Origin of the sequence: Lentibacillus sediminis, assembly GCF_002763455.1 — a bacterium.
Taxonomy (GTDB): domain Bacteria; phylum Bacillota; class Bacilli; order Bacillales; family Amphibacillaceae; genus Lentibacillus_D; species Lentibacillus_D sediminis_A.
Genome location: NZ_NIXK01000010.1, coordinates 68,918 through 85,236, shown reverse-complemented (window position 1 = coordinate 85,236; position 16,319 = coordinate 68,918). Strand labels below are relative to the sequence as shown.

The window sequence follows — 16,319 nt, the reverse complement described above, 5'->3', positions numbered from 1 at the left end:
GGAAAGCCTAGGCGAGACCCCGAAGTGCGCATCTCACGAGGGGGCTCGCCAGCTTCCCGCGGAAAGCGAAGGGTATTTCCGGAGCGGTGGAATACATTATTTACCTATCCTGAACCTTTTGCCGATAAATATCCTCCATTGACCAGGTCATTCCTCTTTCATCTTTATAAACAACATGTTCCTGTTTAAAATGGACTGGGGAATCTAAACCTGCCGATGCGGCGATCCTGAATAATCCTTTGCGCATGGTAATTAGATAATTAGCAGTACGATATTTCTTTTCATTTATGACAAGGCCTTTTTGTAATTCGGGGTCTGTTGTTGCAACCCCGACTGGACACGCATTGGATTGACATATTTGCGCCTGAATACAGCCTACTGTAATCATAAATCCCCGGGCTATGTTGACAAGATCTGCTCCCATTGCCAGTGCAATAGCAATTCGATCAGGTGAAATTAGTTTCCCTGAAGCAATGATTTTCACGCTGTCACGGACACCATGTTTCTTTAAGGCATGATCAACTAATGGCAAAGCAGATCTGATCGGCAGTCCGACACTGTCTGTTAACTCCTGATAAGATGCACCTGTCCCGCCTTCACCGCCATCAACCGTAATAAAATCAGGGCCTTTTCCTGTTTCCTTGATTTGCCTGGCCAGCTCATCTGCTTCCTGATTACTTCCGATTACAATCTTCATTCCAACAGGTTTGCCTGTAAATTCCCTAACCTCTCCTATATGGTTCAACAATGACGGCAGATCACTAAATTCATGGAAACGATTAGGGCTGTCAATTGACTTAAATGGTTCTACCATCCGTATTTTGGCTATTTCCTCTGTCACCTTTTCAGCGTCAATATGCCCGCCGCGTGTTTTGGCACCCTGAGCTAATTTGAATTCAAACGCCTTTACTTCAGGTATCAAACTCTTTTCTTTTAACGCATCCCAATTAAACTTACCTTCTTTGTCCCTTACACCAAATAAACCTGGGCCAATTTGCATAATAATATCAACGCCCCCTTTTAAATGGTATTCGGAAATCCCGCCCTCTCCGGTATTCATCCATGTTCCTTTAGCGATTCCCAATCCTTCTGAAAGGGCGGTTATTGCGTTCTCGCCAAGTGAACCGTAACTCATTGCAGACATACCAATCTGACCTTTTACAATAAATGGGTTTCTGCAATTCTCTCCAATAATAATGGCGTCACGATCATCAAGTAAATAAACAGGTGATTTATGCTTTTCCAAACGCTCCTTTCTTTGGGTGAATAAAGGTTCTTTAAGCAAAAGATATCGATCTGTTGTTACTTTTGTTTTTTTATCGATTTTCAGTTCTTCCGTTAATTTCGGAAACATGGAGTTTCTAATATAATATCCAGCTTCCTCAAAATCTCTCTGTGACCCAAACCCAACAACATCCCGCTTGTATTTTGCCTTTTTGACAATATGCTGATAATCATTTCGTGAAAAAGGTTTCCCTTCTACATCATTGTTAAATAAATATTGACGAAGTTCCGGACCAATGGTTTCTAAAAAATACCTTACTCGTCCAATTAATGGGTAATTACGCAGAATTGGATGCTGTTTTTGCGTACGATCAATAAAAAACAAATATAACCCGACTACTGTCAGAATCAGAATAAGTAAAGCACAAAAAACAAAACCGATAATGGTTAGGATGTTTGCTGTATTCAATTTATATGCCTCCTGAATTGATGAAGATAACTAAAAGAGTTGTCACTTGTAATAACAACTCCCTATTAATATTAAGCATCTAATTTTACTCCAATAAATTTCATTTCCGTCATATCTTCCACAGCATATTTAATCCCTTCTTTGCCAATGCCGCTTTGTTTCACCCCGCCATATGGATGGTTATCCTGCCGGTATGTGGAGGTTTCATTAATCCAGACTCCGCCCATTTCCAATTGATCCGCTACCCGCATCGCACGATCAATATCTTTGGTAAAAACACCTGCCTGCAAACCATATTTGGAATCATTGACATATCCAATTACCTCCTCTTCCTGTTCAAAAGGAATCACAGAGACGATTGGGGCAAATACTTCCTCACCAATTATTTTCATTGTACGATCAACATCTGTCATTATAGTCGGAGAGATTATCGTTCCTTTTCGTTCACCGCCAGTCTCAATTTTCGCCCCATTTTCAACAGCATCATCAATCCATTGTTTTGCGCGTTTTGCTTCCTCTTCATCAATCATGGGCCCGATATCCGTTTTTTCATTTTGCGGGTCTCCAATTTTCAATGCTTTCGTTTTTGTAATGTATTCTTGTAAAAATTGATCATAAATCGTTTTATGAACAAATATCCTTTGGGCAGAAATACAGACTTGACCTGAAAAAGTAAAGGCACCCTTTACTAAACCAGTTACAGCCGTTTCCATTTGTGCATCTTCAAATAGGATATTTGGTGAGTTTGAACCCAGTTCGAGGGTTACTTTTTTAAACCCTGCTGATTTCATAATCTCTTTGCCGACAGGTAAACTGCCTGTAAAAGAAATTTTATGAACTTTTTCATGTGTAACAAGGGATGCCCCAATTTCTCCAGTTCCCATTAAGAGATTTAATACACCATCCGGAAGGCCGGCTTCCTGAAATAATTTTACTAGCATGTAAGCAGAAATCGGTGTTTTCTCAGCTGGTTTAAAAATAACCGTGTTGCCCGCAGCAATCGCTGGTGCTAATTTATGAAGGGATAAGTTTAGTGGAAAATTAAAAGGTGTAATCGCACCTACAACCCCTAATGGAATTCGTTTCACCAATCCCATGCGGTTTTCCCCGCCAATTGCCGCATCCATTGGAATAACTTCTCCTGTGATATTTTTGGCTTGTTCTGATGCGAAACGCAGGACTTGGATGGACCTTTTTATCTCATTTCGACTAAATCGGATTGGTTTGCCAGCTTCTTTAACAATCGCTTCAGCAAAATCCTCCTGCCTTTTTTCTAAGAGGTCTGCTGCACGACGTAAAATATCCGCACGTTTATGTGCTGGCATAAACTTCATGGTGGAGTGAAATGTATCAAAGCTGTTATTAACTGCATCTTCAAGGTCCGAATTCTGTGCTAATGCTATCTCAGCTACTTTTTCACCATTATACGGGCTGTTAACATCCAGTGTTTCACGAATATTCTCATTATGTTCCTGTCCATTTATGATCGAACCATACCGCATCGTATACTTCCTCCCTTCAGCAAGTAATGTCATTCAGCTTTTCGGTTAATTTCATATTCTCTCCATAGTCTACCGGGCAATCAATTAACACGGGTTTGTTCATTACGATCGCCTTTTCTAAAGCGGCTTTTAAATCCTGAGCAGCTTCTATTTTTAGTGTCTCAAAATCGTAGGACTTTGCCAGTTGAATAAAGTCAGGGTTCCCAAAATCGATATGGGAAGCACGTTTAAATTTCTTTTGCTGATGCCACTCGATTAAGCCGTATCCTTCATCTCTCCATAATAAAATCACAATAGGAAGGTTGAGTCGTTTTGCTGTTTCAAGCTCTGCACTTGTCATTTGGAAGGATCCGTCCCCACAAACTGCTACGACATTACGGTCTGGATGCACCATTTTTGCGGCAATCGCCCCAGGAACTGCTACGCCCATGGATGCTAATCCATTAGAAATCAGGCACGTATCTGGCTCGTATGTGTGATACATTCTCCCTATCCACATTTTGTGAGCCCCAACATCGGATATGACAATATCTTCTTCACCTAAACACGCGCGTAAATCGGAAATAATTTTCTGTGGTTTTACCGGGAAGCTCGTGTCTTCTCGAAATTGTTCTAATTCATCTAATGCCTGCTTGCGGATATTTTTTGCCCAGCCAATATCTCTTTCTTTCGTGGAAAGGCTGTCCGTTAATGTCTTAAGGTTTTCATCAATATCTCCAACTACATTTAATTTGACAGGATAATGCGAATCGGTTTCCGCTTCTTCTGTATCGATATGTAACACCCCTGTCCTGGCTTTTGGATTCCAGTTTTCCGGAGGGTATTCAGCCATATCAAACCCGATTGCAATAATTAAGTCAGCTTTCTCAAAGCCGCATGTAATATAATCTTTCCCGCCTATTCCTGCTGTCAGTAAACTAAGCTCGTTCTCCCACGATATCGCACCTTTTCCCATAAACGTATGAACAACAGGAATTTTCTCCTTTTCCACCAGCTTTCTCAAACTGTCTACAGCTTTTCCTCTTGTTATTCCATTTCCTGCTAAAATAAGGGGATTCTTTGCCTGTTCAATGAGTTTAGCAGCTTCCTGGATGACCTGATCATCTGCTTTAAAAAAGGTACGTTCTGTCCGCTCTAATGGAGAGGCTTCAATTTCCATACTTGCAATATCTTCCGGAAGATCGATATGGGTTGCGCCAGGCTTATCCTGTACAGCTACCTGATAGGCTTTACGGACGATTTCAGGTACAATGTCCGCTGTTTTAATTTGCGCATTCCATTTCGTTACAGGTTCATAAATATCAACTAAATCATAATATTGGTGAGATATTTTATGCTGGCGATCCAAGCCTGCTTGTCCAGTGATCGCAATAAGTGGATTAAGGTCCATGTTTGCATTTGCCACACCTGTTAACAGATTCGTTGCCCCTGGGCCTAACGTGGCCAAACAAACAGCTGGTTCACCTGTTAATCTGCCGTACGTACCTGCCATAAAAGCTGCACTCGTTTCATGTCTGGTTACAATAAATTCAATGCTTGAATCCAAAAGAGCATCCATGAGATCCACGTTCTCCTCCCCTGGAACTCCAAACATATATTTAACTCCTTCATGTTCAAGACATTTAACTAATAAATCAGCAACTCTCATTTTAAACACCCTCTGCAAATGACTTTTGCTTATTATCTGTAGAAGTATGTATTTTAAACAGCAATGAAAGAATTTGTGGGGAATTTTTCGGGTTAGCGAGTGGGTTATTAAATTAAAAAAGCAGACCAAATGCTGGCCTGCTCCCAAGGAAGTGTTTATTTCAACGCTTCTTCTATGTCTTTTTGAATGCTCTCCGGCTTGGTTTGCGGGGCATAGCGGTCAATCACTTCTCCGTGCCGATTGATAAGAAACTTGGTGAAATTCCATTTGATGTCTTTGGTCAGCATCCCTTTTGCTTCATTGGTGAGGTAGCTGAACAGCGGGTGGGCGTTTTCTCCTTTTACATCCACCTTTTCAAACATCGGAAAAGTCACGCCGTAATTTCGCTGGCAAAAGTCCGCAATCTCCTCATTTGTTCCCGGATCTTGGTCCTTGAACTGGTTGCAGGGAAAGCCGAGCACTTCAAATCCCTGATCACTATATTGGTCGTACACGGTTTGCAGGCCTTGAAACTGCGGAGTAAAGCCGCATTCACTTGCCGTATTGACAATAAGCAGCACCTTGCCCTCATAATCGGCCAATGATTTCTCTTCCCCCTGCATTGTTACCGTGGAAAAATCATATACACTCATGCAAATGAGCCTCCTTTTTAGCAAGAATAGCAGTGGGAGCACATGTTGTCAAAAAATTTGTACAGCCCTTATGTGAATAACTGGAAAAGCATAAGAAGCAAAAGCTGTAAACCTGTCAGTACCACGGCGGGCACCATTGTCCATTTACGGAAACGCGGCCATACAGTTGTCTTAAGTGTGGGATCAAAAGGCACTACGCTGAAAAATTCGTCATCCGTCAATTTATGAAACAGGTTTTTCAGCCAGCTGTTCAGAAAGAAAACAAAACATAGAAAGACCACCCACTTCAGCCAGAACGGCAGCAGGGAAATGGCGATGATCGCAACTATTACCACCTGGTAATAGCTGATAAGATAGGTTTTGTTGCGGAGGAAAGCTTTAAAAATCAGCTCGAGCAGTCCATTGCTGCTGTTCCTTTCCTTGAAAATGTTTTCCGAATTCCTGAACAAAAGATATGGAGTGTTCCGCTTATAAACAACTGGCTTTTCTGTTTCCGTGGAAAAGTTAAGTATGAGCTTGATGTATTTATTTTTTTCTTCCCGTTCTATTTCCAGCTCTTTCAACGTTGCCCGGGTTGTGTTTGCGGTTCGTGTGAGATGGTAGCTCATTATGACGATAGCCAATAAAGCTGTGATGCTTCCAAGGAAATAGGGTGGCATGTTGACAATCAGCAGCAGGTAAACGGCAGCAGACACCAGGATAAGAAACCATTTATGCCATTTTCGTTTTGCGATCCGCCTTATGGACATGCCAAACAGGTTAAAACTAAGCAAAGCCAGAAAAATAGATAGTACTTCCGTAAAGCTTGCGTCATAAGCCTGGGCGAACACCGGGAGTGCAAGGACCACGAGCAGCATCGTACTGAAGAAAGCCTGGACAAAGGACAGCAGAAAGCCGTGCTGCTTCATCCTGCGCAACAGTGCCCGTTTTTGAATCAAAAAAAGCAAATCCGCCTCCAACAGAAACGTGCGGAAATTTCCTGATGACGCCAATAAAAGAAGGGCGGCAACCAGCAAAAAGTAAGGGAGGTTTTCATTCCAGTAAAGGTTAATATCCGTCCATGCTTCTATGTAGACAAATGGCAGAATAACGAGAACCGGCAGCACCATGTAAACAATCACGGACCAGTCCAGGACGGATCGAAAAACTCCCCATTTTAAGTGGAACTCCTGCAGCGCTCGCTTTTTTATTAGCTGCTTAGCCTTCATGGGGTTCACCTTCTGTCAGGGCATCGAAACAATCAAGCAGAGAACCCCCGTCATGCAATCCGCTTTTCTCCCGGATTTCTTCCAGTGTACCTTGAAAAATGATGCGCCCATTTAAAATTAAAATAAACCGGTCACATATTTTCTCCGCTGTATCCAGCTGATGGGTGGACATGAAGATGCCCGCACCTTCGCTTTTCTTTTTCTCAATTAATGAGAGAAGTTTCTTCACCGCCTTTGGATCGAGTCCCATGAAAGGTTCGTCAATAATATAAATTTTAGGCTGTTTGAGAAAAGCCAGGATAATCATCAGCTTTTGCTGCATCCCCTTGGAAAAGTTTTCGGGAAAGTGATGCTTCACAGCGGACAGCTGAAAGAGATCGATCAATTCTTCCGCTCTTTTGGTAAAATCTTTTTCATCCTCATCGGAGACAGACAGCAGAAAATCGATATGTTCCCACAATGTCAGCCTCTCGTAAAAAATCGGCCGCTCCGGAATATAAGCATATTTTGTCAGGTGGATGTCGCCTTTGACTTCGTTCATGATGTCAAGAATGGTCTTGATCAGCGAGCTTTTGCCGGCTCCATTCGGTCCGATAACCCCTACAAGCTCTCCGGGGTTAACCGAAATTTCCATATCGGATATGACTGGCTGGTCCGCCGAATAACCAGCTTCCTGAATAGCAGCATGCAAAAGCATTTGTGTTCTCTCCTCTATTTGGTAGTTGCCTGTTTATACGAAGCTCTGGGGAGGAAAGTTTCAAAATAAAAAAACGGCCGTCCTTGGCCGTTTTTCCTACGCTTCCTGCTTCAATGTTTCACCAAGCAGGCTGAGTCTGTTTTCCACTTCTTCCTGTGTGAGCCCGTGTTCGCTGACATACAGGTTTTGCGGGCTAGTGCGGCATTCGGGTGTGCAGCCGCGCATATATTTATGCTCATTTTCCTCGGAGCAGATAATCTGTTTGTTGCAGTCCGGGTTGGCACAGTTAACGTAGCGCTCGCAAGGTTCGCCGTCAAAATAATCGTTGCCGACAATTACATGCTCTTTTTGATTGACTGGCACGGAGATGCGGCTGTCGAATACATAGCATCTGCCGTCCCACATTTCGCCCTGCACTTCCGGGTCTTTGCCGTACGTGACAATCCCGCCATGCAGCTGAGCCACATCTTCAAATCCTTCTTTAACGAGCCAGCCGGAAAACTTTTCACAGCGGATTCCACCTGTGCAATACGTCAAAATGCGTTTTCCCTCAATCAGGTGTTTATTTTCTTCCACCCATTGCGGCAGGTCGCGGAATGTCTCAATGTCCGGCCGGATGGCTCCGCGAAAATGGCCAAGATCGTACTCGTAGTCATTTCGGGCATCCAGAATTACTGTATCCTCATCCTGCATCGCCTCATGAAATTCCGTTGGCGACAGGTGTTTGCCGGTTGTCTCCAATGGGTTGATATCTTCATCCAGTTTCAGGGAGACGATTTCATTACGCGGGCGTACATGCATCTTTTTAAAAGCATGGCCGTCATGCGGGTCTATCTTAAATTCCATATCCGCAAAACGCGAGTCGCTATGCATTGCTTCCATATATTTTTCCGTCTGCTCTACGGTGCCGGAGACCGTTCCGTTGATCCCTTCAGCAGCCACCAGAATGCGACCTTTTAATTCGAGCTCTTTGCAAAACTCCAGATGTTCTGCCGCAAAGCTCTCCGGGTCTTCAATTTGTACATAATTGTAGTAGAGCAAGACCTGATATTGATTGCTTTCCATGATGATTACCACCTCTAATTATATTTGCAAGATACAATGTATGGTAGTCGTTATTCATTTTTCGCTTCTTGCAAAGAAATATTTTACCATGTTTTTTGTGTTTTTACCAGTTACATTTTTATCTAAGACAATGGAAATGTAATTTAAAAAACACAAGGAACTATAGTATAGATTCCATGTGTTTTAGTTAAAGAAAAAAAGTTAATTTGTACTCTGTATTTTCTTTTTTAAAATTCTCCGCAAGGACATATAGATGAAAAGTATGATTAATACGGTAACAGGTATTAATAAAGGTTGTAATAAGTTTAGAATTGGAATTATTGTTATGATACTAAGTATAATGCCTATTAAAATCATAAAAACCATCAATGTCAAATTAAAATAAATGGTTCGATAAATGTACTTTTTTTTAGAGCGATAACGGTTAAAATAGAAAGCTGTAATTAGTGAGAACACAAAACTAAATATTATAATTAATTCAGAATAGATAGTTATTGTTCTCAGAATTTGAATTTGTTGCATGTTAATTTCTGTTGTAATAAGAAATGAAGAGTTTTTATAATTATTAAGTCGTATATGGTCTGCAAAAACATAAAATATATAACTTAAACTAATTATTAATGTGTATATTATTGTAATTAGTTTAATAAGTTTTATATTCATATATTAGCCTCTCTGCATTTAGTGGAAGTCTGGGTTGGCGCTGAAACTATCAATGTGTCTGCCAAATTCTCCAATTAATTTCCTACTTGGTGTCCATTCCTTAAGTTGAAAGCATGAAACTCAACTTTCAATTTTACATCCAAAAACCCTCCAGGTTAATTCTCCAGTACTGGTAATTATAATTTAACAATTTATAAGACAAATGTAAACGCTATCTTAAAAGAATGTAAAATTTCTTACTTCGGTTCTGTGTTATTTCTATTTCGCTGCATAGAAAATCCGCCAAAGATAAAGAGAGAGGTAGAAACAGAGAAGAGAATCTACTGGAAGGATCTCACCGAAGGGTTCATTACAGTGAAGAAAGCGAACTCTGGCTTTTTATTGGGATATTGATGTCTTCTGTCAGCAATATTTTTATTGCATCATTTGATGTAATTGCGTTGCTGATTTATATTAAGGGGGAGTTTGATAATTCTTATGTGACTGGTCTAGAGGCTTATGGCGCCTCTTCGCTAATATAGTATGGAAATCGAAGTTAGAATAGGAGATCTTATATGGAGAGACGGGCATGATAGCATTGAAAACGTGAGTCAACTTTCCTTGATATGTGGCAGCTTGGCTTGTGAATCATGCCCGCAGAGGCTCCATGTCAAATCGCCCTTAGATATGCTAGGGTCTTGCACTTCTGCCGTTTGGATACTGGCTCTTCGGTATTCTGATTGACAGGACGGAAGCTTCTTTGGTTATAAGCATAACGGGAGCAGGAATCATTATTACGGCAATTGTCGCTTTAATGTTCCCTTCGATAAGAAAGCTGAAATGAAAAGAGAGCTGAGGACAGGGCTCTCTTTTAGAAAGCACTAAGAACGAGAAGGAGCAAACTTCCTGCAATATGCTGGTTTTCCCATTTGTCTTCCGGCATACTTCCTATATAGATAGCATTCCCACTTTTTTCTGCCTGTTCAATACCTTTAAGTTGAACCATTGTCACTTGTCTATTTCTTCGTATATACTGTTTCTGTGTAGCTTGAAGATGCACTTCGACCAGGTGAAAGTGCATTTTTGTAATTGGTTATTTAACCATGAGCTTGTCTGTAGGGAGTTTATTGAAATGCATACGATCGCCAAACGTGGACTAAGTCTATCCATCACATTCTATGCAGTCTTACATTTTATTACCTATTTTTATGAACATAGTATGTTACTCCATTTCTTAGCCGTTTTTGGGATGGGGATTTTTTTATTTGCAATCCTGTCCCGAACGATTCAAAAAATGAAGTTGCCGTTTGGTCTTTTTCTTGTGGGATTCATCATTTTGATCTTTTCAGAGACGTCGGTCATAGAGGGATTGGAAAATGGATTTCTGCATATGCGTAATATGATTGGGCTATTAGTGATTGTACCAATGATTAGCTGGGTATTGAGGGAAGAGCCTTATATGGAAGCAATTATTGGACTGGGAAATAAATTGCTCAATACAAGCAGAAAGTTTTACTTTGGTGTCGTCTCCTTTACGCAAATTATTTCCTATTTCCTGCTTTTTGGTTCGATTCCGATGATGTATCATTTTGTAAATGAGATTTTGAAGGAAGAGAAGGGGGAAGCCTGGGAAAATTTTAAAGGAACTGCACTACTAAGGGGATTTGCCCTCTCCACATTTTGGGTAATTAGCATGCCCAACTTTGCATTCATTGTAGAGGTGATGGATGCTTCGCTTTGGATTTCTATTTTGCAGGGATTCGGAATGTCGGTCTGTGGAATAATTATTGCACTGGTTTTCTCTTATTTTGATGAAAAGCGGTATGGGGTGGACTTAACGTCTGGTCTACAAACAGAAATTGAAGAGGTAGTAAGCCACAGCGCAAATAACAGGCAAATGAAACGGAAGATCATTGAATTTGCTTTATTGTTCTTTTCGCTCTTTGGTTCGATTTTTATCGTGCAGGCGATCGTACCGGTGGAACTTTTGGTTCTTATTCCGCTGGTAGTGGTTGTTTGGATATTTATCTATTATCTGTTGAAAAAAAGGCCTCATAAATTAATCAAGAAAGCAAATATGTATGTAAACCATGATATGAGCGGTCAATCCTATCAGCTTTGTGTCATGCTAGGTGCTGGCATGATGATTTTTGCATTGAATCAGACTGGATTTGCAGCCTTTGTTGTGGATGGTATTTATTCATTACAAGAAATGGTTCCATTTTTAAATATTCTTTATTTCTTGCCGTTTATCGTTATTATATTAGGTTTTTTTGGACTTGGACCATTGACTGTGATGGTTTTGGTTGGAGGAATACTGGGCAGCCTTGATCTTCCATATCCCCCTGAATTGATTGTCTTAGCGGTTACTTCCGGAAGTGCTATTTCGATCCTGTTGTCACCACTTATTATGCCGGTTATTGTATTGAGTGGGGCTAATGGCTTGAGTGGCTTTCGGAATGGGGTCGGGTTTAATTGGAAGTATGCGGTTGTGATTTATTTGACGGTACAGGTATGGGTGCAGGGTTTGGTTTATTTAGGGTAGGTGTTAAGTTTTGGGGTGTTGTTCCTGGCAACATCTTTCGCCTGCGAGGAATTATGGCACGATTCACCTGTAGTTGTGGTTAAATATTATATCAAAAAGAGAGCTCCGGTGTTGAGCTCTCTTTTTGATAAATTTAAAGTTACTGTTGTTGAGATTGCTGAACAGCTTGCTGCAGCGATTGCTGAGCTTGTTGAGCTTGTTGGCTTTGCGGTGCATTTGCTCCAGCTTGTGCCTGAGCATTTTGCAGCGATGCCTGAGCTTGCTGTGCCTGTTGCTGAGCTTGCTGCAGCTGCTGAGGATTTGCACTGCTTTGAGCCTGTTGTACAGCCTGCTGAGCCTGCTGAGCTTGCTGGATAGCCTGCTGCAATTGTTGCTGTTGCTGATTCTGTTGTGCCATTATACGATACCTCCATGGATGATATTGAGCGTGTAACCACTCTGTCCTTTACGTTCTCACATGTAATGGGTAATTATGCATGAATTTTACTGGTTTTTTCATTTTGTTCAGCCCTTCTATCGTTTATTAAAAATTATTTTCCCTAAACGCTTGCATTCTGCTGCGAAAACAGTTAAAGTAAAAGAAGCAATGGAAATTGAAGTTTGAATAATACTTTACGATCTCTTTAACAAGTGGTGTAAAAGTATTTATGATTCAATTATACTTTGCAAGCTATTTGTATAAGGAGGTCATGTAAATGACTGGTAAAGTAAAATGGTTCAACGCTGAAAAAGGCTTCGGTTTCATCGAGCGTGAAGACGGAGACGACGTATTCGTTCACTTCTCAGCAATCCAAGCTGAAGGGTTCAAAACTCTTGAAGAAGGCGAAGATGTTGAATTCGAAATCGTGGAAGGCAACCGCGGACCACAAGCAGCTAACGTTGTTCGTGCGTAATTGAACTTCCAAAAAGGTTTATCTCACTTGTGGGGTAAACCTTTTTTTATTTTATATGAAACGGGAGGCATTGCTAGTGGGAGACTTCAGATGGGAGCGGGAGGCAGAAGCGGCCTGGGACGGGCGGGCAGAATTCTGGCATTCGCGCAGTGAGAAGATGTGGGAGCGTGGCAGCAGGAAGGACATTCTTCCCTTTATAGAGAAACATTTGCAAAAAGGGAGTCGTGTGCTTGATATAGGATGCGGTGATGGTTATGGTACGTTGAAACTGTGCGCGGCAGGCTATCAGGCTTCAGGCATGGACCTTTCCAGTGAAATGATTGCTCTTGCTAAGGAGCGTGCTGGGTTATCGGGGGTCTCTTTTTTGCAAGGGGATGTCAGTGAGCTTCCATATGAGGACGCCAGCCTGGATGCAGTCATGGCAATTAACGTCCTGGAATGGACAGCGTCCCCGATGAAGGCTCTAGGTGAGATGAGCCGGGTGGTAAAAGAAGGCGGGCTGATTTTTGCCGGGATTCTTGGACCAACAGCGGGGCCGCGTGCGAACAGCTATCCACGCTTGCATGGTGAGCCGGCAATATGCAATACGATGATGCCGTGGGAATTCGGGCAGCTTGCGGGGGAGCAGCAGCTGGCGTACATAGATGGTTTTGGTGTTTACAAAGAAGGAGTCAAGCAGCAGCACTATCAGGAATTGTCTCTGGAGCTGCAGCAGGCACTGACATTCATGTGGGTATTTATGCTTCGGAAAGAAGGGGAGACGGATGGATAAGCAGGAAAGGGAGAAGCAAGTCATTGAGAATTACCAAAACGAGGAGAAGATGATGATTCTGATTTACGCGCAGTGGTGTGTGAATCATGACATCGACCCGGTCGCGCTGTATGAACAGGCTTATCCAGGCCAGGGAAGAAATCCTGCTCTGGAGGAAGCGATGGAATTAACGGTGCCGAGGAAGGAGTCGGACCAGATTGCGGATGCGACTATGCTGGAGGTGCTCCAGCTGTTTGGCAATGATGATCTGGCTTTTGCTGTGCAGGGGGAAATTGAGAAGCAGGGTCAGAAAGGATCCCGTTCAAATGAAAATTAATATTTTGTTGTTAGCGTGACTCGCTCGATTCGAAACTGCGTACGCCCGATTTGAGGGTGTGCTCGCTCGATTTGCCCTGCACCTCGCTCGGCGCACTGCAACTCAAAAGGAAGATCCCCTGTATAAACAGAGGATCTCCACACTTTTAATGCATCGTCTGATGGTAATGATCATACGTATCCATCGCTAAGGTAACACCTTGAGACAATGCAGCCCCGCCACCCAAGGCAGCACTGATGGCGATCGTTTCCATTAGCTCTTCCTGTGACGCCCCATGCTCACACGCGCCTTTTGTATGGTACATAATGCAGTATTCATCCTGGGCATAAATGCTGATGCCAAGCGCTGTTAGCTGTTTCTGTTTTTTGCTGATATTCCCATCCGCAAAGCACGCTTCCGTGAAATCGAAATAGCCTTTCATCATCTTGGGCAAATGTTTGCTGAGACGGTTGCTTCCCTCTTTATAATCGACAATCGACTGATCAAAATAATTAACAGCTTCCTCTTGATGAAATTCCATCTTGCCAACTCCAATCCTATTTAAAAATACATTTTTCTTATTGTCTGCAGTTTAAACAGGATTTAATCTTGGCATAAGTTGGCATTCCGAGCATGAGAACTCAGGATCGAGCACGAGAGCTTCAACCCGAGAGCAGAAACTTCAACCCGAGAGAGAAAACCTCCACCCAGACTGCTCCTACTCTTCAAACAACTTAATCAACGCCTGAGTCCCACTGTCTTCTTCCCCTTTTTCAGCAAGCTCCCTATACAGCTCCAGAGATAGAGCCAGGCCTGGCGTGGACATTCCCATTTCCTCCGCGGACTCCAGTGCAATGGTCATATCTTTAATAAAATGCTTTACATAAAATCCCGGTGCGAAATCACCTGCGAGTATCCGGGGAGCAAGCTTGGTCAAGGAAAAGCTGCCGGCTGCTCCAGTAGAGATACTGTCCAGAACGCGGGATGGATCCAAGCCCGATTTTCGAGCATATGCAATGGCTTCACAAACACCGACCATGGTGGAGGCGATCGTAATCTGGTTAGCAAGTTTGGTATGCTGACCTGCGCCAGCCGCGCCTTGTAAAATCACGTTATTACCCATCACATGAAGAAGTGGCGCGATCGCATCAAAGTCCTGTTGCTCACCACCAACCATGATGGCAAGGGAAGCATTTTTTGCACCGACATCCCCGCCGGAAACCGGTGCATCCAGTGCGTAAATTCCCCGTGCCTTTGCTTCCTTAAAAATTTTCTCTGCCAGAGTCGGTTTCGATGTTGTCATATCAATCACATAGTTGCCTGCAGCCGCATTTTCCAAAATGCCGCCCTCGCCAAAATACACTTCTTCCACATCTGATGGGTAACCGACCATCGTAATGATCACATCCGCACTCACCGCCAATTCGGCAATAGTGCTTTTCCAGTTCGCACCATTATCCACCAGTCCTTGAGCTTTTTCCTTTGTCCTTGTGTAAACAGCAAGTGAAAACCCGGCATTTTGCAGGTTAACCGCCATGCTTTTTCCCATTACACCCGTTCCGATAAAGCCAATCGTTGAATTTGATGTCAGCATACTGATCATTCTCCTTTCCCTCTCATCATTCTACATCTTTCCGAAAAATCCTTCCAATGGACGGCATTTCCACGGTTAACATGATTTGGGAGCTAATCCTGAGAATCATAAAATGGCTTTTACACATAGTATGGTTAGCACACTTAAGAACATGGACGGAGGAGGAATGTTATGATCACGGCAGAACAGCAGAGTCAGTGCAAAGCGTCGTTATTGCAACGGCAAAATGAACTAATCAATCATATCCAGGATCATTTTGGCACAACAATGGAGCTTTCAAAAGAATCCATGGGCGAGCTGTCCAATTATGATAATCACCCGGGAGATATGGGCACCGAATTATTTGAGCGGGAAAAAGACACAGCGCTGAATGAGCATGCGGAAAAGGAACTGGAAGACATTAATGCGGCACTGCATGCGATTGATGAGGGCACCTATGGGATCTGCAGCAAGTGCGGGGGAGATATCCCTTTTGAGCGGCTGGAAGCAGTCCCGACAGCCGACCGCTGTGTTCAGCATGCGGAAAACAATGCCTTTGAACACCCGCGCACGATGGAAGAAGAGGTGTTCAGTCCGAACATCAATCCAAATGAAATCAAGGAAGAAGAACAGACCGGTTATGACGCTGAAGATGCCTGGCAGGAAGTCAGCCGCTATGGCACATCGGAGACCGCTTCGGATTTTTATGAGGATAAAGACAACTACGATGAAATGTTCCCGAACAGTGACGAAAACATCGGGTCAGTCACTGACCTGGAAGGGTTCCTCTCCGCAGATATTGATGGAAGCTATAATGGGGTTACCCCAAATCATAATAAATTTGAAGAGAGATACGATGAAGAAAATGAATCCTTTTGACGGGTGTGACGTAGTACCTGGCAAGGGGTGATGTATATGAAGGATGGAAAAGGATGCATCAAATGCGGCGGCATCGAGGCGGACTCGAAGGAGGTTGCGATGACCGGAACCGGGCTGTCTAAGATGTTTGATGTACAGAACAATCAATTTGTGGTGGTGTACTGCAAGAACTGCGGTTACTCGGAGTTTTACAATAAGCAGAGTTCGAAAGGCAGTAATATCACTGATTTATTCTTTGGTTAAACAAAAAAAACTTCCGGCGGGCTCTTTCCCGC

At 42.8% G+C, this 16,319-nt stretch carries 16 protein-coding genes; 6 read left to right on the top strand and 10 right to left on the bottom strand.

Annotation, left to right across the window (positions count from 1 at the left end):
• Window positions 1-100 precede the first annotated feature (100 nt).
• The 7 genes from CEG13_RS15645 to trhO all read right to left on the bottom strand — a co-directional run bounded on the left by CEG13_RS15645 (window position 101) and on the right by trhO (window position 8,445).
• Complete coding sequence (locus CEG13_RS15645; RefSeq protein WP_100012824.1) at window positions 101-1,693, bottom strand: FMN-binding glutamate synthase family protein; 1,593 nt, start codon at window positions 1,691-1,693, stop codon at window positions 101-103.
• A 71-nt stretch (window positions 1,694-1,764) separates the two neighbouring features.
• Window positions 1,765-3,195, bottom strand: coding sequence for an aldehyde dehydrogenase family protein (locus CEG13_RS15640; RefSeq protein WP_100012823.1), 1,431 nt, complete (start codon window positions 3,193-3,195; stop codon window positions 1,765-1,767).
• Between the two features lie 16 nt (window positions 3,196-3,211).
• Complete coding sequence (locus tag CEG13_RS15635; protein ID WP_239984674.1) at window positions 3,212-4,972, bottom strand: acetolactate synthase large subunit; 1,761 nt, start codon at window positions 4,970-4,972, stop codon at window positions 3,212-3,214.
• A 26-nt stretch (window positions 4,973-4,998) separates the two neighbouring features.
• Window positions 4,999-5,475, bottom strand: a complete 477-nt coding sequence (locus CEG13_RS15630; RefSeq protein ID WP_100012821.1) for a glutathione peroxidase — start codon at window positions 5,473-5,475, stop codon at window positions 4,999-5,001.
• A 68-nt stretch (window positions 5,476-5,543) separates the two neighbouring features.
• Window positions 5,544-6,683, bottom strand: a complete 1,140-nt coding sequence (locus CEG13_RS15625; RefSeq protein ID WP_100012820.1) for an ABC transporter permease — start codon at window positions 6,681-6,683, stop codon at window positions 5,544-5,546.
• Window positions 6,673-7,380, bottom strand: a complete 708-nt coding sequence (locus CEG13_RS15620; RefSeq protein WP_100012819.1) for an ABC transporter ATP-binding protein — start codon at window positions 7,378-7,380, stop codon at window positions 6,673-6,675. The genes CEG13_RS15625 and CEG13_RS15620 overlap by 11 nt, the downstream gene beginning before the upstream one ends.
• A 96-nt stretch (window positions 7,381-7,476) precedes the next feature.
• Window positions 7,477-8,445, bottom strand: coding sequence for an oxygen-dependent tRNA uridine(34) hydroxylase TrhO (gene trhO, locus CEG13_RS15615; protein ID WP_100012818.1), 969 nt, complete (start codon window positions 8,443-8,445; stop codon window positions 7,477-7,479).
• 1,774 nt (window positions 8,446-10,219) lie between these two features.
• On the opposite strand from trhO, the gene CEG13_RS15605 reads away from it, so the two are divergent.
• Entirely contained in the window at window positions 10,220-11,632 is a 1,413-nt protein-coding gene (locus CEG13_RS15605; protein WP_100012816.1) for a hypothetical protein, read from the top strand.
• Between the two features lie 139 nt (window positions 11,633-11,771).
• Here CEG13_RS15605 and CEG13_RS15600 read toward each other — a convergent pair whose 3' ends face one another.
• A complete protein-coding gene (locus tag CEG13_RS15600) occupies window positions 11,772-12,029 on the bottom strand; it encodes a hypothetical protein (protein ID WP_100012815.1) in 258 nt (85 codons plus the stop codon).
• 298 nt (window positions 12,030-12,327) lie between these two features.
• Between CEG13_RS15600 and CEG13_RS15595 the strand changes: the two genes are divergently transcribed.
• The 3 genes from CEG13_RS15595 to CEG13_RS15585 all read left to right on the top strand — a co-directional run bounded on the left by CEG13_RS15595 (window position 12,328) and on the right by CEG13_RS15585 (window position 13,613).
• Window positions 12,328-12,525, top strand: coding sequence for a cold shock domain-containing protein (locus CEG13_RS15595; RefSeq protein ID WP_100012814.1), 198 nt, complete (start codon window positions 12,328-12,330; stop codon window positions 12,523-12,525).
• Window positions 12,526-12,601: 76 nt separating this feature from the next.
• Window positions 12,602-13,297, top strand: a complete 696-nt coding sequence (locus tag CEG13_RS15590; RefSeq protein WP_420843806.1) for a class I SAM-dependent methyltransferase — start codon at window positions 12,602-12,604, stop codon at window positions 13,295-13,297.
• A complete protein-coding gene (locus CEG13_RS15585; protein ID WP_100012812.1) occupies window positions 13,290-13,613 on the top strand; it encodes a hypothetical protein in 324 nt (107 codons plus the stop codon). The genes CEG13_RS15590 and CEG13_RS15585 overlap by 8 nt, the downstream gene beginning before the upstream one ends.
• Before the next feature lie 145 nt (window positions 13,614-13,758).
• Here the strand turns inward: CEG13_RS15585 and CEG13_RS15580 are convergent, their stop codons facing one another.
• Both CEG13_RS15580 and CEG13_RS15575 read right to left on the bottom strand, forming a co-directional pair.
• Entirely contained in the window at window positions 13,759-14,133 is a 375-nt protein-coding gene (locus tag CEG13_RS15580; protein WP_100012811.1) for a carboxymuconolactone decarboxylase family protein, read from the bottom strand.
• 177 nt (window positions 14,134-14,310) lie between these two features.
• On the bottom strand, window positions 14,311-15,195 hold the full coding sequence (locus CEG13_RS15575) for an NAD(P)-dependent oxidoreductase (protein WP_275661813.1): 885 nt from the start codon (window positions 15,193-15,195) through the stop codon (window positions 14,311-14,313).
• Window positions 15,196-15,357: 162 nt separating this feature from the next.
• On the opposite strand from CEG13_RS15575, the gene CEG13_RS15570 reads away from it, so the two are divergent.
• The gene (locus CEG13_RS15570; RefSeq protein WP_100012809.1) at window positions 15,358-16,044 is read left to right on the top strand and encodes a TraR/DksA C4-type zinc finger protein; all 687 of its coding nucleotides are present in this window, start codon (window positions 15,358-15,360) and stop codon (window positions 16,042-16,044) included.
• A 36-nt stretch (window positions 16,045-16,080) separates the two neighbouring features.
• Entirely contained in the window at window positions 16,081-16,287 is a 207-nt protein-coding gene (locus CEG13_RS15565; RefSeq protein WP_100012808.1) for a zinc ribbon domain-containing protein, read from the top strand.
• Window positions 16,288-16,319 lie beyond the last annotated feature (32 nt).